At 65.4% G+C, this 24262-nt stretch carries 23 protein-coding genes and 1 other RNA gene; 14 read left to right on the top strand and 10 right to left on the bottom strand.

The genetic code is table 11. The features are described 5' to 3' along the window. Positions 1–10: 10 nt before the first annotated feature. The 8 genes from ACP16H_RS00475 to ACP16H_RS00440 form a co-directional block, all read right to left on the bottom strand. Positions 11–244, bottom strand: coding sequence for a ribbon-helix-helix domain-containing protein (locus ACP16H_RS00475; protein WP_425070272.1), 234 nt, complete (start codon positions 242–244; stop codon positions 11–13). Continuing rightward, positions 241–426: a DUF4169 family protein gene (locus ACP16H_RS00470; protein ID WP_425070271.1), complete on the bottom strand. Its 186-nt coding sequence runs from the start codon at positions 424–426 to the stop codon at positions 241–243. The genes ACP16H_RS00475 and ACP16H_RS00470 overlap by 4 nt, the downstream gene beginning before the upstream one ends. 68 nt (positions 427–494) lie before the next feature. After that, complete coding sequence (locus ACP16H_RS00465) at positions 495–1457, bottom strand: serine hydrolase domain-containing protein (protein WP_425070270.1); 963 nt, start codon at positions 1455–1457, stop codon at positions 495–497. Between the two features lie 236 nt (positions 1458–1693). Beyond that, a complete protein-coding gene (gene fumC, locus ACP16H_RS00460; RefSeq protein ID WP_425070269.1) occupies positions 1694–3091 on the bottom strand; it encodes a class II fumarate hydratase in 1398 nt (465 codons plus the stop codon). 159 nt (positions 3092–3250) lie between these two features. Further along, entirely contained in the window at positions 3251–4360 is a 1110-nt protein-coding gene (locus tag ACP16H_RS00455; protein ID WP_425070268.1) for an ATP-binding protein, read from the bottom strand. A 67-nt stretch (positions 4361–4427) separates the two neighbouring features. Continuing rightward, complete coding sequence (locus ACP16H_RS00450) at positions 4428–4895, bottom strand: SspB family protein (protein ID WP_425070267.1); 468 nt, start codon at positions 4893–4895, stop codon at positions 4428–4430. A 65-nt stretch (positions 4896–4960) separates the two neighbouring features. Then, positions 4961–6199: a chromate efflux transporter gene (chrA, locus tag ACP16H_RS00445; RefSeq protein WP_425070266.1), complete on the bottom strand. Its 1239-nt coding sequence runs from the start codon at positions 6197–6199 to the stop codon at positions 4961–4963. Between the two features lie 43 nt (positions 6200–6242). Beyond that, complete coding sequence (locus ACP16H_RS00440; protein ID WP_425070265.1) at positions 6243–6596, bottom strand: DUF4345 family protein; 354 nt, start codon at positions 6594–6596, stop codon at positions 6243–6245. Positions 6597–6650: 54 nt separating this feature from the next. On the opposite strand from ACP16H_RS00440, the gene ACP16H_RS00435 reads away from it, so the two are divergent. Continuing rightward, complete coding sequence (locus ACP16H_RS00435) at positions 6651–7403, top strand: hypothetical protein (RefSeq protein WP_425070264.1); 753 nt, start codon at positions 6651–6653, stop codon at positions 7401–7403. Here ACP16H_RS00435 and ssrA read toward each other — a convergent pair. Continuing rightward, positions 7403–7755: a transfer-messenger RNA gene (gene ssrA, locus ACP16H_RS00430) on the bottom strand. The two genes, ACP16H_RS00435 and ssrA, sit on opposite strands and share 1 nt — an antisense overlap. A 213-nt stretch (positions 7756–7968) precedes the next feature. On the opposite strand from ssrA, the gene ACP16H_RS00425 reads away from it, so the two are divergent. Both ACP16H_RS00425 and ACP16H_RS00420 read left to right on the top strand, forming a co-directional pair. Next, the gene (locus ACP16H_RS00425; RefSeq protein ID WP_425070263.1) at positions 7969–8808 is read left to right on the top strand and encodes a phosphate/phosphite/phosphonate ABC transporter substrate-binding protein; all 840 of its coding nucleotides are present in this window, start codon (positions 7969–7971) and stop codon (positions 8806–8808) included. Between the two features lie 43 nt (positions 8809–8851). Beyond that, a complete protein-coding gene (locus ACP16H_RS00420; RefSeq protein WP_425070262.1) occupies positions 8852–10741 on the top strand; it encodes an ATP-binding protein in 1890 nt (629 codons plus the stop codon). A 4-nt stretch (positions 10742–10745) separates the two neighbouring features. On the opposite strand, the gene ACP16H_RS00415 is transcribed toward ACP16H_RS00420, so the two are convergent. Further along, a complete protein-coding gene (locus tag ACP16H_RS00415; protein WP_425070261.1) occupies positions 10746–11786 on the bottom strand; it encodes a LacI family DNA-binding transcriptional regulator in 1041 nt (346 codons plus the stop codon). A gap of 195 nt (positions 11787–11981) precedes the next feature. Here ACP16H_RS00415 and ACP16H_RS00410 point away from each other — a divergent pair, with 195 nt between their 5' ends. The 11 genes from ACP16H_RS00410 (at position 11982) to ACP16H_RS00360 (ending at position 24254) form a co-directional block, all read left to right on the top strand. Next, positions 11982–13211, top strand: coding sequence for an ABC transporter substrate-binding protein (locus ACP16H_RS00410; RefSeq protein WP_425070260.1), 1230 nt, complete (start codon positions 11982–11984; stop codon positions 13209–13211). A gap of 74 nt (positions 13212–13285) precedes the next feature. Continuing rightward, on the top strand, positions 13286–14176 hold the full coding sequence (locus ACP16H_RS00405) for a carbohydrate ABC transporter permease (protein WP_425070259.1): 891 nt from the start codon (positions 13286–13288) through the stop codon (positions 14174–14176). Between the two features lie 34 nt (positions 14177–14210). Then, positions 14211–15095, top strand: coding sequence for a carbohydrate ABC transporter permease (locus ACP16H_RS00400; protein ID WP_425070773.1), 885 nt, complete (start codon positions 14211–14213; stop codon positions 15093–15095). 166 nt (positions 15096–15261) lie between these two features. Then, the gene (locus ACP16H_RS00395) at positions 15262–16371 is read left to right on the top strand and encodes an ABC transporter ATP-binding protein (RefSeq protein WP_425070258.1); all 1110 of its coding nucleotides are present in this window, start codon (positions 15262–15264) and stop codon (positions 16369–16371) included. 12 nt (positions 16372–16383) lie between these two features. Further along, a complete protein-coding gene (locus tag ACP16H_RS00390; RefSeq protein WP_425070257.1) occupies positions 16384–17133 on the top strand; it encodes a sugar phosphate isomerase/epimerase family protein in 750 nt (249 codons plus the stop codon). A 3-nt stretch (positions 17134–17136) separates the two neighbouring features. Beyond that, positions 17137–18270, top strand: a complete 1134-nt coding sequence (locus tag ACP16H_RS00385; protein WP_425070256.1) for a Gfo/Idh/MocA family protein — start codon at positions 17137–17139, stop codon at positions 18268–18270. Positions 18271–18283: 13 nt separating this feature from the next. Further along, positions 18284–19900, top strand: a complete 1617-nt coding sequence (locus ACP16H_RS00380; protein WP_425070255.1) for a glycoside hydrolase family 43 protein — start codon at positions 18284–18286, stop codon at positions 19898–19900. Beyond that, on the top strand, positions 19900–20748 hold the full coding sequence (locus ACP16H_RS00375; protein WP_425070772.1) for a TolB family protein: 849 nt from the start codon (positions 19900–19902) through the stop codon (positions 20746–20748). Before ACP16H_RS00380 ends, ACP16H_RS00375 begins: the two co-directional genes overlap by 1 nt. Continuing rightward, the gene (locus tag ACP16H_RS00370; protein WP_425070254.1) at positions 20736–21791 is read left to right on the top strand and encodes a sugar phosphate isomerase/epimerase family protein; all 1056 of its coding nucleotides are present in this window, start codon (positions 20736–20738) and stop codon (positions 21789–21791) included. Before ACP16H_RS00375 ends, ACP16H_RS00370 begins: the two co-directional genes overlap by 13 nt. A gap of 3 nt (positions 21792–21794) precedes the next feature. Next, on the top strand, positions 21795–22907 hold the full coding sequence (locus ACP16H_RS00365; protein ID WP_425070253.1) for a Gfo/Idh/MocA family protein: 1113 nt from the start codon (positions 21795–21797) through the stop codon (positions 22905–22907). A gap of 48 nt (positions 22908–22955) precedes the next feature. Beyond that, on the top strand, positions 22956–24254 hold the full coding sequence (locus ACP16H_RS00360; RefSeq protein ID WP_425070252.1) for a replication-associated recombination protein A: 1299 nt from the start codon (positions 22956–22958) through the stop codon (positions 24252–24254). Positions 24255–24262 lie beyond the last annotated feature (8 nt).

Here is a 24262-nt window from a genome sequence, read left to right as displayed (position 1 = left end):
CCGTTCCGCATCAGACCGTTGCGGTGCGCTCCTCGAGGAGCCGGTTCAGGATGAACACCCGGATCGAGGACGCCAGCCCGACCTCCGGATCACGCGCCTCGTCGATGGTGGCTGCGAGTTCGTTTAGCGCCATGTCCTCCTCGGCGGCGATGCGGCGGAACTCCTTCCAGAAGGCATCCTCCAGCGACACCGAGGTCCGGTGTCCCTGAAGCGTCAGCGAATGCTTGACGGGCCGCCCGCTCATGTCTCGTCGCTGTCCGTCTTGTGACCGTCGAGCTGTTTCTCGGCCTTTTCCAGCCGCGCCTTGGCCAGCGCCTTCTGCGCCTTGCTCAGCCCGTGCTGCGCCGCATTGGCATCGCCCGCCGCGCGCTTGTCGGCGCGGGCCTTCTGCTTGCGGAAATTAGAGAGGTTGACGACCTTGGACATGATGGCGCGATCCTACGCAAAACCCGTTGCACACTCCATCCCCAGGATCGTCTATCCCGCAAGCGTGGTCAAATGCTCAGCACCGGCCCGTCGAGAAGCGCCATCAACGCGCCAAAGTACCCCTCCGACCGGGCGGGAAGGGTGGGGTCCGAGGTCACGGCCACGGCCAGATCGCGGCCGGCATGAAAGGCGATGATCTGCCCACCATAGCCCCGCGCCAGCGCCCAGCCCGACCCGGACATGAACCAGCCATAGCCGTAGGACAGGCCGGAGTAGGGCGAACGCGTCAGCGGTCGGGTCGAGGTGTCGACCCATTGCGCAGGCACCACCTGCGCGCCGTCGAACGCGCCGCCATCGCGCATCATGACGGCGACCCGCAGCATGGCACGCGGCGTCAGCGCCATCTCGTTGCCGCCAAGGTAATAGCCCTGCGGATCGCGCGTCCAGGGCGGAATCTCTATGCCCAGCGGCCGTCCCAGCCGCGCCCGCGCCTGCGCCAGCAGCGTCTCACCCGTGGCCACCGAAAGCGCCGCGCCCAGCACATGCGTCGAGCCGGTGGAATAAAGCATCCGCCCGCCCGGCTCCGCCACCATGGGGCGCGACAGCGCGTAACGCACCCAGTTGCCAGACGACACCCATGCACCGTAATTCGGCCCCGATGTCCGCTCCAGCCCCGCCCTGAGGGACGCCAGATCGCCCAGCGTAATGCCCGCCACCTCGGGCGCGGCCCCGGACGGGATCAGCCCCGGCGCCACATCGCCAAGCGCCGCCTCTAGCGTCACCTCGCCCCGGTCGATGGCGCAGCCCAGCAGCAGCGCGACGAGGCTCTTGGAGCAACTCTTGATATTGGCGAGCGCATCCAGCCGCGCGCCGCCATAGGCACGCTCCACCAACAGGTCGCCGCCGCGCCCGATCAGAAGGGTGCGGAACTGCGGATGGCGTTCGGCAAAACCGTCAAAAGGATCGGACTGCGCCAGGGCGGGAAGCGCGGGCAGGGCGAGGGCGGAGACAAGGAAATCACGACGTTTCATGGGCTTGAGATCGGCCGCCCCAGGCCTGCGGTCAACCTACGCCGCCTCACGTTTGCGCGGGTCACGGGAGAGGCAAAGGGCAGGCAACCAGCTGACAAAAGAAAAACGCGCCACAACCTGCGCGGCGCGTCTTCCCTTCATCTTGACGAAAATACCTCGGCGAGCGCGAGAGGCAGAGCCTCTCGCATTTTTGGGTCGAGCGCGAGAGGGGACTTCTCTCACGCGCGAAGCCGCGTTTACTTCGCCTTGGGGCCGATCATGTCTTCGGGGCGCACGACCCGGTCAAAGGTCTCGGCATCGACAAAGCCCAGCGCGATGGCCTCTTCCTTCAGCGTGGTGCCGTTCTTATGCGCGGTCTTCGCCACCTTGGTCGCGTTGTCGTAGCCGATGGTGGGGGCCAGCGCCGTGACCAGCATCAGCGATTCCTGCATCAGCTTCTGGATGCGCGGGCCGTTGGCCTGGATGCCGTTCAGCATGCGCTGGGTGAAGCTGTCCGCCACGTCGCCCAGCAACTGCATGGATTGCAGCAGGTTGTAGGCCATCATCGGGTTGTAGACGTTCAGCTCGAAATGGCCCTGCGAGCCTGCGAACTTGATCGCCGCATCATTGCCCATGACATGCGCCGCGACCTGCGTCATCGCCTCGGCCTGCGTCGGGTTGACCTTGCCCGGCATGATCGACGAGCCGGGTTCGTTCTCCGGCAGGATCAGCTCGCCCAGACCCGAACGCGGGCCGGAGCCGAGGAAGCGGATGTCGTTGGCGATCTTGTACATCGCGCCCGCGACCGTCGCCAGCGCACCGGACATGAAGACCATGGCGTCATGCGCCGCCAGCGCCTCGAACTTGTTCGGCGCGGTGACGAAGGGCAGGCCGGTGATCTCGGCCATATGTGCGGCGACGGCTTCGCCCCAGCCTTCGGTCGTGTTCAGGCCTGTGCCGACGGCGGTCCCGCCCTGCGCCAGCTCGTAGATGCCGGGCAGCGCCATCTCGATGCGCTTGATGCCGTTGCGGATCTGCATGGCATAGCCCGAGAATTCCTGCCCCAGCGTCAGCGGCGTGGCGTCCTGCGTATGCGTCCGGCCGATCTTGATGATGTCCTTGAACTCGGCGGCCTTGGCCTCGAGTCCCTCGGCCAGCACCACCAGACCCGGCAGCAGCACGTCGCGCGCCATCATGGCGGCCGCCACGTGCATCGCGGTCGGGAAGGTGTCGTTGGACGACTGGCCCATGTTGCAATGGTCGTTCGGGTGCACGGGCTTCTTGGAACCGATCTCGCCGCCGAGGATCTCGATCGCGCGGTTCGAAATCACCTCGTTCGCGTTCATGTTCGACTGCGTACCCGACCCGGTCTGCCAGACCACCAGCGGGAAGTTGTCGTCGAACTTGCCCTCGATCACCTCACCGGCGGCCTGGATGATGGCGTCGGCCAGGGTGGCGTCCAGCGCCCCGGTCGCCTTGTTCTCCATGGCGCAGGCCTTTTTGATGACGCCCAGCGCGCGGACGATGGCCACGGGCTGCTTCTCCCAGCCGATGGGGAAGTTCATGATGGAACGCTGTGTCTGCGCGCCCCAATACTTGTCGGTGGGGACTTCGAGCGGGCCGAAGCTGTCGGTCTCGGTGCGGGTCGCGGTCATGGCGGGTCTCCTGCAAGGCTGCGAGATGTATGCGATTGTATGCCGATTAGCGCAAAGCGGCACGCGGGGCAATCCGCGTTTCGTGCGCAGGTTTATACGTGTCGCGGGCCTTGGCCCAGAGGGAGACGGCGATGCGACGGGCGGCAGATTGTCCCGGCGTCACGCGGCACCGGGGGCAGCGCGCGGGCCGATGCCCGTGGCCTGCGACCAGTCCGGCGCATTGCTCGGGCGCGTGCCGGGCAGGGTGATCCGGAAGGTGGTGCCGCCTCCCGTCACGGAGGTCGCGAACAGATGTCCCTGCCGCATCTCGATCAGGCGACGGATGCCCAGCAGGCCAAAGCCCTGACCATATTCGAAATCCTTGCCGTCAAGAAAGCTCAGATCGCCGGCAGGCAGGCCCGGCCCGTCATCCCAGACCAACAGATCGCAGCCCTCTGGTGTCTGCGCGACGGTTATGCGCAGCCGGATACGATCCTTGTCCGAATGTTTGATCGCATTGTCCACGAGGTTGCGCAGTACAATCTGGATGGCCGTGCGGTCGCCGGTGAGGCGGGCGGGTTCCGCCTGCATGTCGTGCAGGCCAAGCGGGTCCAGGACGGTAAAGATATCGCGCGCCAGCGGCGCCAGCTCAAAGGCTTCGACCCGGCGGGTGGCATTGGTCGCCTCGGAAAACCGCAGCACGTCGGTGATCAGCTCCTGCGCCTTTGCGCTGACCTCCTCCATCAGTTGCGCGGTTTCGCGGGCATCCTGAGCGTCGTCGGGCAGGTCGTCGCGCAGCATCTCGGCCAGCCCCATCATGCGGCGCATGGGCGCGCGCAGGTCATGGGCGGCAAAGGCGAGGTATTGCTCCATCTCCTTGCGGGCGCGTTCGACGACGGCCAGTGCCTCGATCTCGCGCTGCTGGGCCATGCGGACCGAGGACAGTACGATGGAACTGCCCACAACGGCGATCAGCTGCCCTGTGGCCGTGCGCACCGGCGACAGGGTGGTCTGCACCTCGGTCGGCTCGCCCCCAATGTCGAGCAGCACGTCATAGGTTATCGGCGTCTCGGCTGTCATCGCTGCGACGTGCCGCTGGTAGGCGGCCTGACCGAAGCCCGAGTCATAGACCTCCGCCGATGTCCGGCCCAGCACCTCTGACCGGGGGCGGTGGCCATGCCGCTCGCAGGCCCGGTTCCAGAAGGAATAGACCGGACGGCCCAGGCTGTCCGGTGTCAGCACGAACACCGGTTGCGAAATATGGTTAAGAATCTCGAGGTGCTGCAGCATCCTGTCCCCGGACGACGTGCGGCATGCACGACCGGGGCAGGGTGCCGGACAACAGGTTTACGTCCGGTTACTTGCGGAACCGATCGAGGCTGACGACCTCTGCATCGTGGTGTTTGTGCCCAGAATCCGGGCCGTCGCCCTCGGGCGGGGTCGGATCGTCGTCGTCCTCGTAATCCTCCTCGTCGGGGGATTCGAAGCGCAGGCCGAACTCGACCGACGGATCGACGAAGGTGCGGATCGCGTCATAGGGGATCTCCAGACGCTCCGGCGCATCGCCAAAGTTCAGCGTCACGGCAAAGCCCTCGTCATCCACTTCGAGGTTCTCGTACCAGTTCTGCATGACCACGGTCATTTCCGACGGGTAGCGGTCGGACAGCCAGTCTGCGATCTCGACCTCCGGGTGGCGGGTGTCGAAGGTGATGAAGAAGTGGTGATCGCCGGGCAACCCATGCTCTGCCACACCTGTCAGGACCTCCTGGATGAGGCCGCGCATGGCGCGATGCATCAGCTTGCCGTAATCAATCGTATCGGACATGTCGTGGACCTTCGTCTGCTTGCCCTCACCATATTGGTTTTGACGCAGAACGGAAGAGGGGGAAGTCAGAGCATCCCCAAGCCCCCGAAAAGCACCCAGGAGGCCGCCGCCGTGAGCGCCAGCATCAGGGGCACGGGCGCCTTGAAATACAGCAACAGGGCGGCCAGCCCCAGCAGCGGCAGGGTTTCGGCGCGCAGGGCCGACAGGTCCGGCAGGGGGCCGAAAACGCTGTCTTTCGTTTCCGCGAACAGGACATGCAGCGCGAACCACAACGACAGATTGGCGATCACACCCACCACGGCGGCGGTCACGGCGCCCAGCGCCGCGCGCAGGCGCGGGCGGGCCAGCAGGCTTTCGACATGGGGCGCAAAGGCGAATATCCACAAAAAGCACGGCACAAACGTCATCCACAGCGTCAGCCCCGAGGCCACCAGCGCCAGCCCGATCCCCCCGGCATTGTGCCCCGCCAGTTGCCCGACGAACTGGGTGACAAGGATCAACGGCCCCGGCGTGGTCTCGGCCAGTCCCAGCGCGTCGACCATCTCGGGCGCGCTCAGCCAGTGGCGCACATCGACCACTTCCTGCGCCATGTAGGCCAGCACCGCATAGGCTCCGCCAAAGGTCACGACGGCGAGTTTGGCAAAGAACGCCGCAAGCTCGAACAGCAGCCCCTGATCCGTCAGCCAGAGGATCGGCAGCGGCAGCAGCCAGAGCGTCAGCCACAGGGCAATGGTGCCGGGCCTTGTACGCCCTTCAAAGGCAGGGCCTTCCTCGACGGGGCTGGCCGCACGCACGGCGCCCACCATCGCCGCAAGGCCGATGACCAGCGGAAAGGGCAGGTTCAGCGCGTAGAGCGCGGCAAAGGCCAGCACGGCCAGCACCGCGTCGGTCCGCGTCTTCAGGGCCTTGCGCGACAGCCGGACCAGCGCCTGACCGATGATGACGATCACGCAGGTCTTGACCCCCAGCATCAGCGTCTCGGTCTGCGGATGCGCGCCGTATTGCGCGTAGAGCACCGCCAGAACCGCGATCACCAGCGCGCCCGGCAGCACGAACAGACCTCCCGCGATCAGCCCGCCAACGGTGCCGCGCAGCCGCCAGCCCGCATAGGTCGCCAGTTGCATGGCCTCGGGCCCCGGCAGCAACATGCAGAAACTCAGCGCGCGCAGGAATTGCGCCTCGCTCAGCCATCCGCGCTCCTCGACCAGCGTGCGGTGCATCAGCGCAATCTGCGCCGCCGGTCCGCCAAAGGACAGCAGGCCGATGCGCAGGAAGTCGCGAAAGATCAGGGACAGCGGTGTCATGCCCGCAGGGTTACGCGCCGTTCATGACGGCGGCAAGACGCGCTCAGGCGGGCCAGTTCATCCAGAGCAGCCAGGCAGAGGGCAGCGCCTCGAAGGCGAACCACATCAGGGTTTTCGGCTGCGGCGGGCCGTCAAAGGCCATGGACACCGCGCGCCCCGTGGCCGCGCCCGCATAGGCCACGCCCAGCGCCGCATAGGCCCAGCCGCCGACCAGCAGACAGGCCAGCCCCATGGCCACGAACAACCCGCCCGCCGAGGCGCGCAGTTCCGACAGGCCCATGGTCGTTTCGGTGGGCGTCATGTCCAGCGCGCGGGCGGTAAAGCGCGGCGCGACGAACCCAATGGCGCCAAAGGCGATGGTCATGAGGGCGATGAGGATGTTGACGATCTCGGCCATGGGTGCTCCGCTGGTGTCAGGTGCAGGTAGCCGGGTGACGCGGGGTTTCAACAGATGAGGACAAGCGCATTTGTCGGACGGGTCCTTTGCGGCCTGCGCATCGGCCTCCCGGACCTGTGGCGCGCGGCGCCGGTCCTGTGCCTTGGCTACCTCGCCCTCGACATTGCGACCACGCCCGAGGATGCACCTGTCTGGCTGTTCCTGCCGCTGCCCGGGCTGATGGCCGCGCTGGCGATCACATGGCACCGCGTTCGGCTGGGGACAGGTTCCACAGGCGGGCAGGGGATCGGCCTGCGGGATGCGGGACTGGTGCTGCGCTACCTCGCGCGGCTATTGCTGCTGACCTCCGGATGGTGGGGGCCGCTGATGGCGGGGCTTGCGCTGCTGCTGGCCGCCTTCACCGAACCGGGGGTGCTGACCCTCGGACCGGAGGTGACGTTTCTGGACGTCTTCATCCGGGTCGCACTGGTCTGTCTGCCCCTGTCGGTCGCGGGCGGATGGCTCTTTCTCCGGGTTTCGCCGGTTCTGCCGGGACTGGCGCTTGGCCGTCCCTTGTCCGTGGCCGAGGCATGGCGCGCCACGCGCGGCATGGGGCGTCCCTTGACGGGGGTCCTGCTCCTGTTGGTCCTGTCAGGCGTCGCGCTGATGGCAGCCTTCGCCGTGCAGGAGGCATATGTCGTGCTCGGGTCCGGTCTGATCGTCCTGGCCTCGACCACGGGAACGCTGCTGTCGGCCAGTGCCGTGTCGGAAATCCATCGCGCGGCGATCGGCGATCAGGCGTCGGATCATGAAGGCTGGGGGGATTAAGTGCAGGTTTCTGTTGCCAGGTACCTGCGAACCCCGCCTTACACTGCTAAGCGCAAGGACTTAGATTTCGATTCCTCGAACTGCTTACGCAGCCAGAGCAACCGGAGCACGATTGTCGTTTGCAATTGTACTTTGTGAACCGATAACGGTGGTATCTCACCGGGACAAAGCTACATCTTTACGCGTTCGTCGATCCTGTTTCGGCCCCATGATCCCCAAACGAAGGATTTTGGTGGAGCCGCCGGGTACCGCCCCCGGGTCCGATCCGTTTATTCCATGCGCGTTTATGCCCATAGTCCCCCCGAAGGAAGACAGGCTGAATATAGGCGGGCTTTTCGCCGTTGCAAAGGGGGGCGAGCCAGAGAATTTTGCCTGATCGCGGCGGGAGGTTGCGGCCAAAGAAACCTTGAATTGGCGCGATGCCCCATTTCTTAATCGTTTCGTGACCTGTTCGAGTGCACATCCGGTATCGGGCGGTATCGGGTGGATGACCTCCGGTCCACGTGCAGTGCCGGACGACAGGCGGAGGCTGCAACGAGGGGCACCCATGAGGCGGCGACAGTTCATGCTTACCAAGGATACAAAAGGCCTGTCGCATCTGCTGCGGCTGGGTGTGTTGCTGCTCTGCGCCCTTGCAGGTCCGCTGCGGGCGGACCCGACCTACAGCTTTGGCGTCGTCCCTCAGTTCGAGGCGATGCGACTGGCGTCGATCTGGATGCCGATCCTCGACGAACTGGAACAGCGCACAGTCTATCGCTTTGAGATGGCGGGATCATCGGACATCCCGACCTTCGAGCGGTCCTTCCGGTCCGGCGATTTCGATTTTGCCTACATGAACCCCTATCACGCCGTCGTCGCCATGGAGGAACAAGGCTACGCCCCCATCGTGCGCGACGGCGGGCGGGCGTTGTTCGGCGTGCTGGTTGTGGCGAAGGACAGCCCTTACCACTCCCCCGGCGATCTGGCCGGGCAGACCATCGCCTTTCCCGCGCCCAATGCCCTTGGCGCGTCGCTGCTCATGCGCGCCGATCTCACGCGGCGCTTCGGGCTGGAATTCGCGCCGCTCTACGCCGCGACGCACAGTTCGGCCTATCTGAACGTCGTGCTTGGACGTGCCGCCGCAGCGGGCGGCGTGATGGCCACGCTGGACAGCCAGCCCGCCGACGTTCGCGCACAGCTGCGCACCCTCTACGAGACGGCGCGCGTGCCGCCCCATCCGGTGGTCGTGCACCCCCGTGTGCCCGATGCGGTGCGGGAAGCCGTGACCCGCGCTTTCCTCGACATGGGGCAGACCGACGAAGGCCGCGCCCTTCTGGCCGAGGTGCCCTTCCGGCAGATCGTGACCGCCAACGCCGTGGAATACCACCCTCTGCGCGACATGCAGCTGGAGAGGTTCGTTCAATGACCGAACCCGCCTTGAGGTCTCGTGACACCTGCGGAGCCGACCCATGACAGGCGGGACAGGCGGGCGCGCGGAACGGTTTGCGCGGGCGCGGGTCTCCCTCCGGTCGCGCTATTTGCTGTTCGCAACGCTTGTCGGCGCGATCTGCTACGCGGTGTTCTTTGGCGTCTGGCAGCCCAAGGTGGCGCGCACCTTCACCGACATGGAACTGCGGCAGGCCGAACGCCAGATGAGCGTCCTCGGCAACGCGCTGATTCCCTACCTCCTGCAGAACCAGATCGGCGCCGCGCACGAGATCCTGCGCCACGGACAGGCGCAGTACCCGGAATGGGTCTGGCTCGAGCTGCATGACAGTAGCGGCAACCGCCTGTTCCCGGTGACGGCCTCTGCGGCGCCCGACGGCCCGGCCTATTTCGCGCTGCGGCAGCCGATCCTCTTCGGCGGGCGGGAGGTGGCGGAGCTGTCCATCGTGCTCGACCTCGATCAGCGGTTCACCTCGTTGCGCGATCACGTCACCCACCTGGGGTTCATCATGATGCTGGTCCTGTCGGTCGCGGCGGCGGCCTCGCTCATCGTGCTCGACCGGCTGATCCTGCGGCGGGTGGCCATGCTGTCCGATGCGGCGCGCGATCTGGCCGCAGGGGATTACTCGGCCCGCCTGCCCAGGGACAGCGGCGACGAGATCGGCCTGCTGGTGGACGGTTTCGCCAGCATGCGCGAAGAGATCCAGAGCAAGGAACGCTCGCTGACCCTCGCCCGCGATGTGGCCGAGGCCGCGGTCGAGACCAAGACCCGCTTCCTTGCGACCATGAGCCACGAAATCCGCACGCCGCTCAACGGCATCCTGCCGGTGGCGGACATTCTGCTGGAGGACGACCTGTCCCCGGAGCAGCGCGAACAGGTGACCATCCTGCGCAACGCGGGCCGCACGCTGAAATCGGTGATCGACGACATCCTCGACATCTCCAAGCTGGAGGCGGGGGAACTGCTGATCCGCCACGAGCCCTTCGTGCTGGAGGACACGGTGCGCTCCGCGGTCTCGGTGCTTGCGCCGCAGGCACGGCGGCGCGGCCTCGTCTTGTCGGTGGAGCTTGAGGAGGGCGCCGGTGGCGAGGTGGTCGGCGACGGCGACCGGCTGAGCCAGGTGCTGATGAACCTCACCGGGAACGCCGTGAAATTCACCGATCGCGGGTCGATCACCGTCCATGCCACGCGCGGCGCGGACGATGCCGTCACCTTCGAGGTCGTGGACACCGGCATCGGCATCGCGCCAGAGGACCAGGCCCGCGTGTTCGAACGCTTTGCGCAGGTGGACAGCCAGCGCAACCGCAAGTTCACGGGAAGCGGACTGGGGCTTTCGATCAGTCACGCGCTGGTCAAGGCGATGGGTGGCCAGCTTCGGGTCAGCAGCACGGTGGGGCAGGGCAGCCGGTTCTGGTTCTCTCTGCCCTTGCCGCGCGCCACCTCTGGCACGTCAACAAGCGAAGGAGGCGCGGACCACCCCGGCGCGGCCTCTGACGGCGGTCAACTGCGTGTCCTCGTTGTGGATGACAGCAAGGTCAACGTCACCGTTGCCAGCGCCATGCTGACCCGGCTGGGGCACGATTGCGAAGCGGTGTTCAACGGGACGGATGCCATCGCGCGCGTGGCCGCCGGGGGCGTCGACCTCGTGCTGATGGACCAGCACATGCCCGGGATGGACGGGCTGGAGGCCACCCGCCGCATCCGCGCCCTGCCGGGCCCCGAGGCCGAGGTGATGATCTCGGGCCTCACGGCCAGCATCTTTGCCGAGGACATCGCCAATTGTTTCGACGCAGGAATGGATGAATTCCTGGCCAAGCCGATCTCGCGCCGCGACCTTGGCGAGCTGTTGAGCATCGCGCAGAACCGCAAGCGGGGCTTGCCCGACATGCCCGTGCGGGCGCGGCGAGGCTGAGGGATCAGACCGCGCGGGTGCTGCCGCGCACCACCAACGCGACGTCGATCAGGTCGATGCCGTCGCTGCCGCGCAGGGGCCCGCCGTCGAGCCGGTTCAGCAGGCGTTCCGCCGCGCGCCGCCCGATGGCCAGACGATCCTGCCGTATCGTGGTCAGGCCCGGAATGTAGTATTCCGCCAGGTCAATGTCGTCGAAACCCACGACGCTGATGTCCCCCGGCACGCTCAGACCGGCGCCATGCAGCCCCGAGATCAGGCCAAATGCCATCTCGTCCGAGGCGCAAAAGACCGCGCTGGGACGATCCTCCATTGCCATTCCGATGATATTCGCCGCCGCAGCGCGCCCGGCTTCGAGGCTGAAATCGCCGCGCATGATCCATTCCGGGCGCGACGGCAGGCCCAGTTCGGCCCGCGCCGCCAGCACGGCATCGCGCCGCACGTTGGTCAGGACGTTCTCGGCAGGCCCGGTGACATGGGCGATGCGGCGATGTCCGAGGTCGTGCAGATGCCGGATCGCCAGTTGCGCGCCCTTGTAATTGTCCGACCGCACCGAGGGCAGGCTGACCCCCGCGACCCATTCGCAGGCACACAGGATGCGGTCTGCGACGCCACTTTGCGCCATGAGGTTCAGCGCCTCGTGCGAGAGCGATCCATCGAGCGAGATCATCCCGTCGATACGGCTGTCGAGGAAGTAGTCCACCAGCCCGCGATGGTCGCTCGGCAGGTGGTTGGTGTCCTGGATCAGCACGGAATACTCACTGTCGGCAAAGACTTCGGACAGGCCGGACAGGATCTGGCTGAAGAAGGGGTTTCCGAGGTTCGGCACCAGCACCAGCACGGCTCCGGCCCGTTGCCGGCGCAGGTTCCGGGCGGATTGGTTCACCCGGTATCCGGTCTCGCGGATGGCGGTGAACACCGCCTCGCGCGTGGCCTCCGACAGCAGGTCCGGTTTCGACAGGGCGCGGCTGACCGTGGCGGTGGATACGCCCGCGGCCTTGGCAACGTCCTGAATTCGGGCCGCTTTTTGTACCTGTCCCTCGGGCATCTTATCCTTCGACGTGTTTTTCCTGTTCAGGGCATTACCCGGGTTGACTCGAATCTACGACCAGTAAATGAATGATGTAATCGTTTACACATAATGAAGATGACGCATAGCGCAAAATGTAAACGATTACATCGATGGGCGGAGGAGACGCCCGTACGGAGAGCCCGGACCAGGGTCCGGCAGGGAGGAATGAAGATGAAAGCACTTCGCGGGATTTTCCTGGGCAGCACGATGCTGGCCGCTGGCATGGCGCAGGCCGCCGATCTCGAGGTCACGCATTGGTGGACCTCGGGGGGCGAGGCCGCGGCGGTCGCCGAGCTGGCCAAGGCCTTTGACGCCACGGGCAACAAGTGGGTGGATGGCGCCATCGCGGGCTCCGGCTCGACCGCGCGCCCGATCATGATTTCGCGCATCACCGGCGGCGACCCGATGGGCGCCACCCAGTTCAACCACGGCCGTCAGGCCGAGGAGCTGGTCGAGGCCGGCCTGATGCGCGACCTCACCGAAATCGCCGAGGCGAACAAGTGGCGCGAGGTGGTGAACCCGCCGTCGATCCTCGATGCCTGCACGGTCGACGGCAGGATCTACTGCGCGCCGCTGAACATCCACGCGCAGCAGTGGCTCTGGCTGTCCGACGCGGCCTACAAGCAGGTTGGCCTGCCGGTTCCGACCAACTGGGACGAGTTCGTGGCCTCTGCGCCGAAGCTGCGCGAAGCGGGCATCGTCCCGCTGGCGATGGGTCAGCAGGGCTGGCAGCAGAACCTCGCGTTTACCACGCTGGTGCTGACGTTGCTGCCCAATGACGTCTACCTGAAAATCTATCAGGACAAGGATGCCGAAGCCGCGGCAGGCCCCGAAGCGGCCAAGGTGTTCGAAGCGGCGGAGATCGCGCGCGACCTCTCCAGGGACTCCAACGTGCAGGACTGGAACCAGGCCACCAACATGGTCATCACTGGCAAGGCCGGCGGTCAGATCATGGGAGACTGGGCGCAGGGCGAATTCGCGGTGGCCGAGCTGGTCGCCGGTCAGGATTACCACTGCCTGCCGGGTCTTGGCATAAAGGACGTGCTGATGGCAGGCGGCGATGCCTTCTACTTCCCGGTGGTGAAGGACGAAGCGACCCAGAAGGCACAGGCCGAGCTGGCCGCGCTGATCCTCGATCCGGATGTGCAGGTGGCCTTCAATCTCAAGAAGGGCTCGATGCCGGTACGCGGTGACGTGAACCTCGACGCGGCCAATGATTGCATGAAAAAGGGTCTGGAGATCCTTGCCAAGGGGGAGACCGTGCCGGACATGAACATCCTGCTGACCTCCGACACGCGCACCCAGCTCGAAGACCTCTTCAAGGAGTTCTTCGCCGATGCGAACATGACCGCCGCCGCCGCGCAGGAGCGGTTCGTCAGCATCATCGAGGACGCCGAGTAAGCGCCGCCGCAAGGGCCTGCCACCCCGGCAGGCCCATCCCCCTGAACCGACATTCGCTTTGACGGGAGGCGCCGATGGCCGCTTCACGACCCAGTACGCTGACGCGAAATCTCAGCGCCAAGATCGCGGCCATTCCGATGATCGCCACGGCGCTGGTGATCTTCGTCGGAGGCACGCTCTGGACGGTCGCCTACAGCTTCACGAAATCTGGCCTGCTGCCGAAATGGAAGTTCGTCGGTCTCGACCAGTACGAACGCCTCTGGGGCAGCAGCCGCTGGGTGGTCTCGATCGAGAACCTGTTCATCTACGGCGCCTGCATGCTGGTGTTCTCCTTCGTGATCGGCTTCGTGCTGGCCGCATTGATGGACCAGAAGATCCGCTTCGAGGACACCTTCCGCACCATCATGCTCTATCCCTTCGCGCTGTCCTTCATCGTCACCGGCCTCGTCTGGCAGTGGCTCCTGAACCCCGACCTCGGCATCCAGACGGTGATCCGTGACCTCGGCTGGAAAAGCTTCGAGTTCGACCCGCTGTACAACTCCGAGATCGCCATCTACGGCGTCGTGATCGCGGGGCTTTGGCAGGGCACCGGGCTTATCATGGTGCTCATGCTGGCAGGCCTGCGCGGCATCGATCAGGAGATCTGGAAGGCCGCCCGCATCGACGGCATCCCGGCGTGGAAGACCTATGTCTTCATCATCATCCCGATGATGCGCCCCATCTTCATCACCACGCTGGTGCTGGTCGCGTCCTCCATCGTCAAGGTCTACGACCTGATCGTCGCGCAGACCGGGGGTGGCCCCGGCGTATCGACCGAGATGCCCGCCAAATACGTCTACGACTACATGTTCGGCGGCCAGAACCTCGGGCAGGGCTTCGCGGCCTCCACCATGATGCTGCTGGCCGTGATGATCGTCGTCATCCCCTGGGCCATGATGGAATTCGGAGGGAAGCGCCGTGGCTGACATCTACACAACCGCACCGATCAAGGCCGAGCCGATGTTGCAAGGCCCCACCGGACCCAAGCCAAAGAAGGCCTTCACCCGCAACAACATCATGCTTTACGGCACGCTGATCGTGGTGTCGCTCTACTACCTCCTGCCGCTTTACGTGATGGTCGTGACCTCGCTGAAGGGACTGCCGGAAATCCGCATGGGCAATATCTTTGCCCCGCCGGTGGAGATCACCTTTGAACCCTGGGTCAAGGCATGGTCCGAAGCCTGCACCGGCCTGAACTGTGACGGGCTGTCGCGCGGGTTCTGGAACTCGGTGCGGATCACCGTGCCCTCGGTGGTGCTGTCCATCGCCATTGCCTCGGTCAATGGCTACGCACTGGCGAACTGGCGGTTCAAGGGCGCGGACACCTTCTTTGCCATCCTTATCTTCGGCGCGTTCATTCCCTATCAGGTCATGCTGTATCCCATCGTCATCCTGCTGCGGGAGGCGGGCCTTTACGGGTCGCTCTGGGGGTTGGTGATCGTGCATTCGATCTTTGGCATGCCGATCCTGACGCTGCTGTTTCGCAATTACTTCACCTCGCTGCCCGAGGAGCTGTTCAAGGCCGCGCGGGTCGATGGGGCGGGCTTCTGGCGCATCTACTTCCAGATCATGCTGCCCATGTCCTTGCCGATCTTCGTGGTGGCGATGATCCTGCAAGTCACTGGAATCTGGAACGATTTCCTGTTCGGTGTGATCTACACCAAACCCGACCTCTACCCGATGACCGTGCAGCTGAACAACATCGTCAACTCCGTCCAGGGGGTGAAGGAATACAACGTCAACATGGCCGCCACGCTGCTGACCGGGCTGGTGCCGCTGGTGATCTACTTCGCCTCGGGCAAGCTGTTCGTGCGTGGTGTCGCCGCCGGGGCGGTGAAGGGATGAGTGTCGTCGGGTATTCGTCAAAAACGTTCACCGGGATACAAAGTGTGACTGAAAAGAAAGGGAAATTCGGATTGTCAGCTGACAATTTGCGGCACCAAATCCGAAACTTCCGATCCTGTCAGGTGGTCCTTTCCATCCGCGCGACAGACGCAAGGGGAGCGAATGCATGAACATGCAGCCAGAAACCTTTACGGGGGATGAAGCCTCCGTTTCGATCCGCAACCTCGACCTGTCGTTCGGCGCGGTAAAGGTCCTGCGGAACCTGAACCTCGACATCGGCAAGGGCGAGTTCCTTGTGCTGCTGGGGTCCTCGGGCTGCGGGAAATCCACGCTGCTGAACTGCATCGCGGGACTGCTGGAGCTGACCGGCGGGCAGATCCACATCGGCGGCAAGAACGTCACCTGGGCCGAGCCGTCCGAGCGCGGCATCGGCATGGTGTTCCAGTCTTACGCGCTGTACCCGCAGATGACGGTGCGCGGGAACATGTCCTTTGGCCTGAAGAATGCCGGGATGCCAAAGCCCGAGATCGAGGCCCGCGTGGCCAAGGCGGCGGGCGTGTTGCAGATCGAACCGCTGCTGGACCGCAAGCCTGCGGCCTTGTCGGGCGGGCAACGCCAGCGCGTCGCCATTGGCCGGGCTCTGGTGCGCGACGCCGAGGTCTACCTCTTCGACGAGCCGCTGTCGAACCTCGACGCGAAACTGCGCGCCGACTTGAGGGTCGAGATCAAGAAGCTTCACGAACGTCTTGGAAACACGATGATTTACGTGACCCACGACCAGGTGGAGGCGATGACCCTCGCGGACCGTATCGCCATCATGAAGGGCGGGCAGATCATGCAGCTTGCCAGCCCCCACGAAATCTACAATCGGCCAAGGAACCTCTATGTGGCTGATTTCATTGGATCGCCTTCGATGAACTTCCTCAAGGGGACCTTGTCCGGCGGCGCTTTCCGGTCCGGGGACCTGGTCATTCCGCTCGACGGCTATGCCTTCGAGGAGGGGTCTCGCCGCGAGGGCGAGGCCATCATCGGGCTGCGCCCCGAACACATCGCCACCGGGGATCACCTGGCCTCTGCCGTCGCCCGCACACGGGTGAAGGTCGAACTGGTCGAACCCATGGGATCGGACACGGTGATCTACGCCCATCTTGGCGCGCATCAAATTCACATTCGCATGGATGGGCAGGCCACGGTGCGCCCCGGGGACGAGGTCGAGATCGGCTTTCGCCCGGAACGCGCCTCGCTGTTCGATCCGGCCACTGAAAACCGTCTTTAGAGGACACTGACAATGGATGTTTCGTTTCAACTGTATTCGGCGCGCGAGTTCACCCCGTGGGAGGACGTGCTGAAGATGATCGCCGGGCTGGGCTACACCCAGGTCGAGGGCTTCGGCGGGGTCTATGGGGATCCTGTGGCCTTCAAGGCGGCGCTGGATCAGAACGGGCTGACCATGCCGTCCGGTCATTTCTTCCCGATCGGGTCTTTCGAAGAAGGGCTGGAAAGCTCTTTGAATGCGGCCAAGGTTCTGAAAATGCAGCGCCTTTTCTGCCCGGCGCCCGAGGACCTCTGGCGCAATGGCACCGACGCGGCCAATTGGATCGCGCTGGCGAAACGGCTGGAAGAGGCCGCGAAGAAGGTCAATGACGCGGGCTTTGCCTTTGGCTGGCACAACCACCATTGGGAGTTCATGCCGCTGCCCGGCGGCGAGATCGCCATGGAGCTGCTGCTGGAACACGCCCCCAGCATCGACTGGGAGATGGACGTGGCCTGGGTGGTGCGCGGCGGGGCCGATCCGTTGGCTTATATCGAACGCTACAGCGACCGGCTGACCACGGCGCATGTCAAGGACATCGCGCCTGCGGGCGACTGCGTTGACGAGGACGGCTGGGCCGATGTGGGCCACGGCACGCTGGACTGGAAGGGCATCATGGCGGCGCTGAGGGGCGCTGGCGTGGACCTCTTCGTGATGGAACATGACAAGCCGTCGGATGCGCAGCGCTTTGCGTCGCGGTCCATCGAAGCCTTCAAGGGGTTGTGAGACATGGCTGACGTTTTGGGAATTGGCGTGATCGGCTGCGGCAATATCTCGGCCGCCTACATGCGGCTTGCGCCGCTGTTCAAGGGCGTCGAGATGCGCGCCTGCGCCGATATGAACATGGACGCCGCGCGCGCCCGCGCCGAGGAATTCGGTCTGCGTGCCGAGACTGTAGAGGATCTACTGGCTGCGGAAGACATTGATCTGATTGTCAATCTCACCATCCCGGCGGCGCATTTCGAGGTGTCGAAGCGCATTCTGGAGGCGGGCAAACACGTCTATTCCGAGAAGCCATTCGTGCTGTCGCTGGACGAAGGCGCCGACCTGAAGCGCCTCGCAGAGGCCCGTGGCCTGCGCGTCGGCTCGGCCCCCGATACCTTCCTTGGCGGTGCGCATCAACTGGCGCGGGAGATCGTCGACAGCGGCGCGGTGGGGCGGATCACCTCGGGCACCTGCTTTGTGCAAAGCCCGGGGATGGAGATGTGGCACCCGAACCCCGACTTCTTCTTTCAGGCGGGCGGCGGCCCGGTGCTGGACCTCGGGCCGTATTACGTGTCGAACCTCGTGCAACTGCTTGGCCCGGTGAAGCGCGTGACGGCGATGACCTCCATGGGGTCTGAATATCGCACCATCACCAGCCAGCCGCGTCACGGTGAGAAGATCAAGGTCGAGACCCCCACCACCATCCACGCCGTGTTGCAGTTCCACTCCGGCGCGCAGGTGACGTTCATCAGTTCGTGGGATGTCTGGCAGCACGGCCACACGCCGATGGAGCTGTACGGGCAGGAGGGTACGCTGCATGTGCCGGACCCGAACTTCTTTGGCGGCGAGGTGCGGATGACCTCGAAACAGGCCTTCGTGAACCCGCCCGCGGCGGCGCATCCCTTGGGCGTGCCGAACGGTGTCGACGGGCGCGGTACGCCGGTGGCGAACTACCGCTGTGCCGGGCTGGCGGATATGGCGCAGGCGATCCTCGACGGGCGCGCGCATCGCTGCAACCTCGATTTCGCGCTGCACGTGGTGGACGTCATGACCTCGATCCTGCGGGCGGGCGAAGAGGGCGCGGTCCTCGACATCACCACCACCTGCGACCGGCCCGAGGCCCTGGACCCCGCCGCCGCGCAGGCGCTCTTGGCCTGAGGAGGGCGTGGCGATGATCTGCAATCCGATCCTGCCCGGCTTCAACCCCGATCCGTCGATCGTGCGGGTGGGCGAGGAGTATTTCATCGCCACCTCGACCTTCGAATGGTATCCGGGGGTGCAGATCCACCGCTCCACCGATCTGGTGAACTGGCGGCTGGCCTGCCGTCCGCTGGACCGCGCCAGCCAGCTGGACATGCGCGGCAACCCGGACTCGGGTGGCATCTGGGCGCCGTGTCTGAGCTACGCCGACGGGCTGTTCTGGCTGGTCTATACGGATGTGAAACGGCTGGATGGCAACTTCAAGGACACGCACAACTTCGTGGTGACGGCCCCCACGATCGAGGGGCCGTGGTCCGACCCGATCTTTCTGAACTCCAAGGGCTTCGACCCTTCGCTGTTCCATGACGACGACGGGCGCAAGTACGTCATCAACCTGCAATGGTCGCATCTGCGCGGGTCGCATGGGGCAAAGCTGCCGCATCCGGCGTTTGATGGCATCTACGCGCAGGAGTGGTCGGTGGACCGGGGGCTTTTCGGGCCGGTCATGCTGCTGTCGAAGGGATCGGCGCTGGGGCTGACCGAGGGGCCGCACCTGTATAAACGCAACGGCTGGTACTACCTGACCATGGCCGAGGGCGGCACGGGCTATGCCCACGCGGTGACCATGCTGCGGTCGCGGCAGATCGCCGGGCCTTACGCGTTTCACCCCGATGTGCATCTGCTGACCACCAAGGACCACCCCGAGGCGGAGCTGCAACGGGCGGGCCATGGTCAGATCGTCGAGACGCCCGAGGGGCTGACCTATCACACGCACCTGTGCTCGCGTCCGCTCAAGGGGCTGGCAGAGCGGCGGTCGCCCTTGGGGCGCGAGACGGCGATCCAGAAATGCGTCTGGCGCGATGATTGGCTGTTCCTGGAACACGGCGGACCGGTCCCCGCGGTGGAGATCCCCGCGCCGGTGGACGTCCAGCCGGAGGGGCTGCGCGCCCTGCGGCGGCGCTTTGACGACGAGGTGCTGCCGGAGGAATTCCAGTGGCTCAGGACGCCTTTTCCCGAGCGGCTGTTCACCCTGACCGGCGAGGCGCTGCGGCTCACCGGGCGTGAAAGCATCGGAAGCTGGTTCGAACAGTCGCTGGTGGCGCGGCGGCAGGAGCATTTCGTCTATCGGGCCGAGACCACGCTGACGGGCTTTGCCCCCGAGACCTACCAGCAGGCGGCGGGGCTGACGACCTATTACAACCGCTACAAGTTCCACTTTGCCTGCGTCACGACTCTGGATGATGGCACCGGGGATGGGCAACGCGTGCTGACGATCCTGTCTGCGGCGAACGATTACCCGCATGGCGACCTGAGCTTTCCCTGCGACCCGGTGCCGATCCCGGAGGGGGAAATTTCCCTTGCGGTTGAGGTGGATAACGCCAGACAGCAGTTTTTCTACAACCTTGGCGACGGATGGGAAAAGCTGGGGCCGGAGCTGGATGCTTCGATCCTGTCGGACGAAGGCGGGCGTCCGCTGGTGGGATTCTTCACCGGCGCCTTTGTGGGCATGATGGCTTTTGACACGTCCGGCATGGGGATGACAGCGGATTTCACGCGCTTCGACTACGTGCCGGAGGGCGCCGCGTGATGGTCTGCACGGTCGAAATCTTCGACTTGGCGACGCGCAGGACGCATGTGGTGCTGGACAGCGCCGAGCTGCTCGAAGCGCCGAACTGGACCCCGGACGGCGCGGCGCTGATCGTGAACGGAGGCGGGCGGCTGTTCCGGCTGGATCTGGACAGCGGTCAGCTGGAGCAGATCGACACGGGCTCCCTGACCGGATTGAACAACGACCACGGGATCTCTCCCGATGGTGCCCGGCTGGTGATCTCGGACAAGACCGAGACCGGCAAATCCTGCATCTACACGCTGCCCATCACGGGCGGCGTGCCGACGCGGATCACCGAACAGGTGCCAAGCTGGTGGCACGGTTGGTCCCCCGATGGGGGAACGCTGGCCTATGTGGCGGTGCGCGATGGCGATTTCGGAATCTACACGATCCCGGTGGCCGGCGGTGCCGAGACCTGCCTTGTCACCAGTCCGCAGCATTACGACGGGCCGGATTACACCCCCGATGGCGCGTGGATCTGGTTCAATTCAGAGCGCGGCGGGACGGCCTCGGACCTGTGGCGCATCCGGCCTGACGGGTCGGATCTTGAACAGATGACCCGTAGCGCGCGGGTCGAATGGTTTCCGCATCCGTCGCCGGACGGCGCGCATGTTCTTTACCTCAGCTATCCGCCGGGGACCGAGGGACATCCCTTTGGCCGCGATGTGGAACTGAGGCTGATGCCCGCAACAGGCGGGCCGTCCGAGACGTTGTTAACCCTTTATGGCGGGCAGGGCACGCTGAACGTGCCGTGCTGGGCACCGGATGCCTCTGCCTTTGCCTTTGTCCGCTACAGAAAACCCCAGGAGGCACCATGCCCGGTCTGATCAAAGGTCCCGCTTTATTCCTTGCGCAATTCGCCGGGGACGAAGCGCCGTTCAACACGCTTGGCGGCATTGCGAAATGGGCGGCCGACCTCGGCTACAAGGGCGTGCAGATTCCGACCTTTGACGGGCGGCTGTTTGATCTGGACCGCGCCGCCGACAGTCAGGACTATTGCGACGAGGTGAAGGGCGTCTGCCATGAGGCCGGGGTGGAGATCACCGAACTGTCGACCCACCTTCAGGGCCAGCTGGTCGCGGTGAACCCGGCCTATGACGAGGCGTTCGACGCCTTCGCGCCTGAGACGGTGAAGGGCAACCCCAAGGCGCGGCAGGCGTGGGCCGTGGATCAGGTGAAGAAGGCGGCGGTCGCGTCAAAACGGCTGGGACTCGCGCATACCGTCAGCTTCTCGGGCGCGCTGGCCTGGCCCTTCCTCTACCCCTGGCCGCAGCGGCCCGAGGGTCTGGTGGAAGAAGCCTTTTCCGAGCTGGCCCGCCGCTGGCTGCCGATCTTTGACCACTACAGCGACAACGGCGTGGATATCGGGTTCGAACTGCACCCGGGCGAGGACCTGCACGACGGCGCGACGTGGGAGATGTTCCTTGACGCTGTCAACGGGCACGAGGCCGCGCGGATCAACTACGATCCGTCGCATTTCGTGCTGCAACAGCTGGATTACCTCGCTTTCATCGACCTCTACCACGACCGGATCAACGCGTTTCACGTCAAGGATGCGGAGTTCAATCCGACCGGGCGGCAGGGGGTCTACAGCGGTTTCCAGAAATGGACGGACCGCGCGGGGCGCTTCCGCAGCCTTGGCGACGGGCAGGTGGATTTCGGCGCGATCTTCTCGAAGCTGGCGCAGTTCGGTTATGACTCATGGGCCGTTCTGGAATGGGAATGCTGCCTGAAGTCGCCGCAGCAAGGCGCGGCCGAGGGCGCGCCCTTCATCGCGCGGCATATCATCGAGGTGACCGACAAGGCCTTTGACGATTTCGCGGGCGGGGCGGTGGACCGCGCCCAGATCAACCGCATGTTGGGGATTTGAGCGATGCGTAAACTCAGGCTTGGCATGGTCGGCGGCGGGCAGGGTGCCTTCATCGGCGGCGTCCACCGCATCGCCGCGCGCATCGACGGCGATTGGGAGCTGGTGGCGGGGGCCTTGTCCTCTGACCCCGAACGCACGCGGGCCTCGGCGGCGGAGCTGGGGATCGCGGCGGATCGGGCCTATGGGTCGTACGAAGAAATGGCACAGGCCGAGGCCGCCCGTGCCGATGGCATCGACGCAGTGGCCATCGTCACGCCGAACCACATGCACGCGGGGCCTGCGGTGGCCTTCCTGAATGCAGGCATCCACGTGATCTGCGACAAGCCGCTCGCTGCCACCATGGAACAGGCGGAGGCCATCGCCGAGGCTGTCCAGCGTTCCGGCAAACACTTCATCCTGACGCACAATTACACGGGCTACCCGCTGATGCGGCAGGCGCGCGAGATGGTGGCGCGCGGCGATCTGGGCGCCATCCGCGTCGTGCAGGTGGAATACGCGCAGGACTGGCTGGCCGAGGAAACCCACGGCAAGCAGGCGGACTGGCGCGTCGATCCCGCCAAATCCGGCGCGGGCGGCGCGGTGGGCGATATCGGCACGCATGCCTACAACCTCGCCTGTTTCGTGACGGGGCTGGAGGCGGAGCGGCTGGCCGCCGACCTCGACGCCTTTGTTCCCGGACGGAAAGTCGATGACAACACGCAGGTCATGCTGCGGTTCAAGGGAGGGGCCAAGGGTGCGCTTTGGGCGTCGCAGGTCGCCGTGGGCAATGAGAACGCGCTGCGGCTGCGGGTCTATGGCGAGAAGGGCGGCTTTGAGTGGGCGCAGGAGAACCCCAACGTGATGACCTTCACCCGCTTTGGGCAGCCCAAGCAGATCCTGACGCGCGCCGGGGCCGGGGCCACCGAGGCCGGGCTGCGCAACACCCGCACGCCGGGCGGGCACCCCGAGGGCTATCTGGAGGGCTTTGCCACCATCTACGCCGAGGCCGCCGCGCTGATCCGGGGCAATGACCCGGACGCCCATGTGCCGGGGATCAAGGAAGGGCTGGCGGGGATTCGCTTCATCGCCGCCTGTGTCGAGAGTTCCGCCAGGGACGCCGCCTGGGTGACGTTGTAGCGGGCGCGCGGGCGGTCTAGGAAGGGGCACACCCCCGAAGGATGTGCCATGGACCTGTTTGACGCCGCCCCCTCGACCAAGCGCCGCCCGCTGGCGGATGTGCTGCGGCCCACGACGCTGGACGAGGTGATCGGCCAGCAGGCTCTGACCGCGCCGGGGTCGATCCTGCGGCGGCGCATCGCGGCCAATGCGCTGGGATCGGTGCTGCTGTACGGGCCGCCGGGGATCGGCAAGACCTCCATCGCGCGGGCCGTGGGCAATATGCTGGGCAAGGAATTCCGCGTTCTGCACGCGGCAGGCGTGCGGGTGCAGGACATCCGCAAGATCGCCGACGAGGCGCGGATGAAACCGACGTTGATGTTCGTGGACGAGGTGCATCGCCTGTCCGCCACGCAGGCCGACGACCTGCTGACCATCTGCGAGGAAGGCACCACCGACTTCATCGGGGCGACCACCGAGAACCCTTATCATTCGATCCCCAAGGCGTTGATTTCGCGGAGCCAGGTCTTCAAGCTGGAACCGCTGAGCATCGACGACATGGAGGACGTGATCCGCCGCGGCCTCGCGCATCTGGAGGGGCAGGGCGTCCACGTCACCCTGACGCCCGCGCAGTTGCGGCGGGTGGCGGGGCGCTCTGGCGGCGATGCGCGGCGCGCGCTGACCACGCTCGAAAGCCTTGCCGTGGGGCATGACGGCGCCATCACCGAGGCGATGATCGACGAGGTCTATGCCGCCTCGCCGGTGAATTTCGACCGCACCGGGGATCAGCATTACGATATAACTTCCGCCTTCATCAAATCCATGCGCGGTTCGGACCCCGACGCCACGCTCTACTGGCTTGCGGTGCTGGTCCATGCCGGGGAAGACCCGCGTTTCATCGCGCGGCGGATCATGATCCACGCCTCCGAGGACATCGGTCTGGCCGACAACACCGCGCTGCAAACCGCCGTCGCCGCGGCCGAGGCGGTGGAGCGTGTCGGCTACCCCGAGGCGCAGATCATCCTCGCCCATGCGGCGCTGCACATCGCCCGCGCGCCGAAATCCAACGCCGCCTGTCGCGGCATCGGCGCGGCGCTGTCCTACGTGCGCAGCCACCCGCAGCTGAGCGTTCCCCTGCACCTGCGCGACGCGCATTATGCCGGGGCAAAGGATCTGGGGCACAAGGGCTACCGCTTTCCGCACAACGATCCGCGTGGCTGGGTGGAACAGTCCTACGTGGACGAGATCCCGCGCGGGGCCTTCTACCAGAGCGACGCGCGGGATGCGGCGACCTTTGAAAAGCGGTCCGATGAGTATTGGGCGCGCGTCACGGGTCGGCGCACCCCAAGGACCTTTGACGGCGACTGACAGACGTT

Source organism: Sagittula sp. S175, from assembly GCF_049800975.1.
Lineage (GTDB): Bacteria > Pseudomonadota > Alphaproteobacteria > Rhodobacterales > Rhodobacteraceae > Sagittula.
The sequence above is the reverse complement of the archived record's forward strand: the minus strand, read 5'-3'. Positions and strand labels throughout refer to the sequence as shown.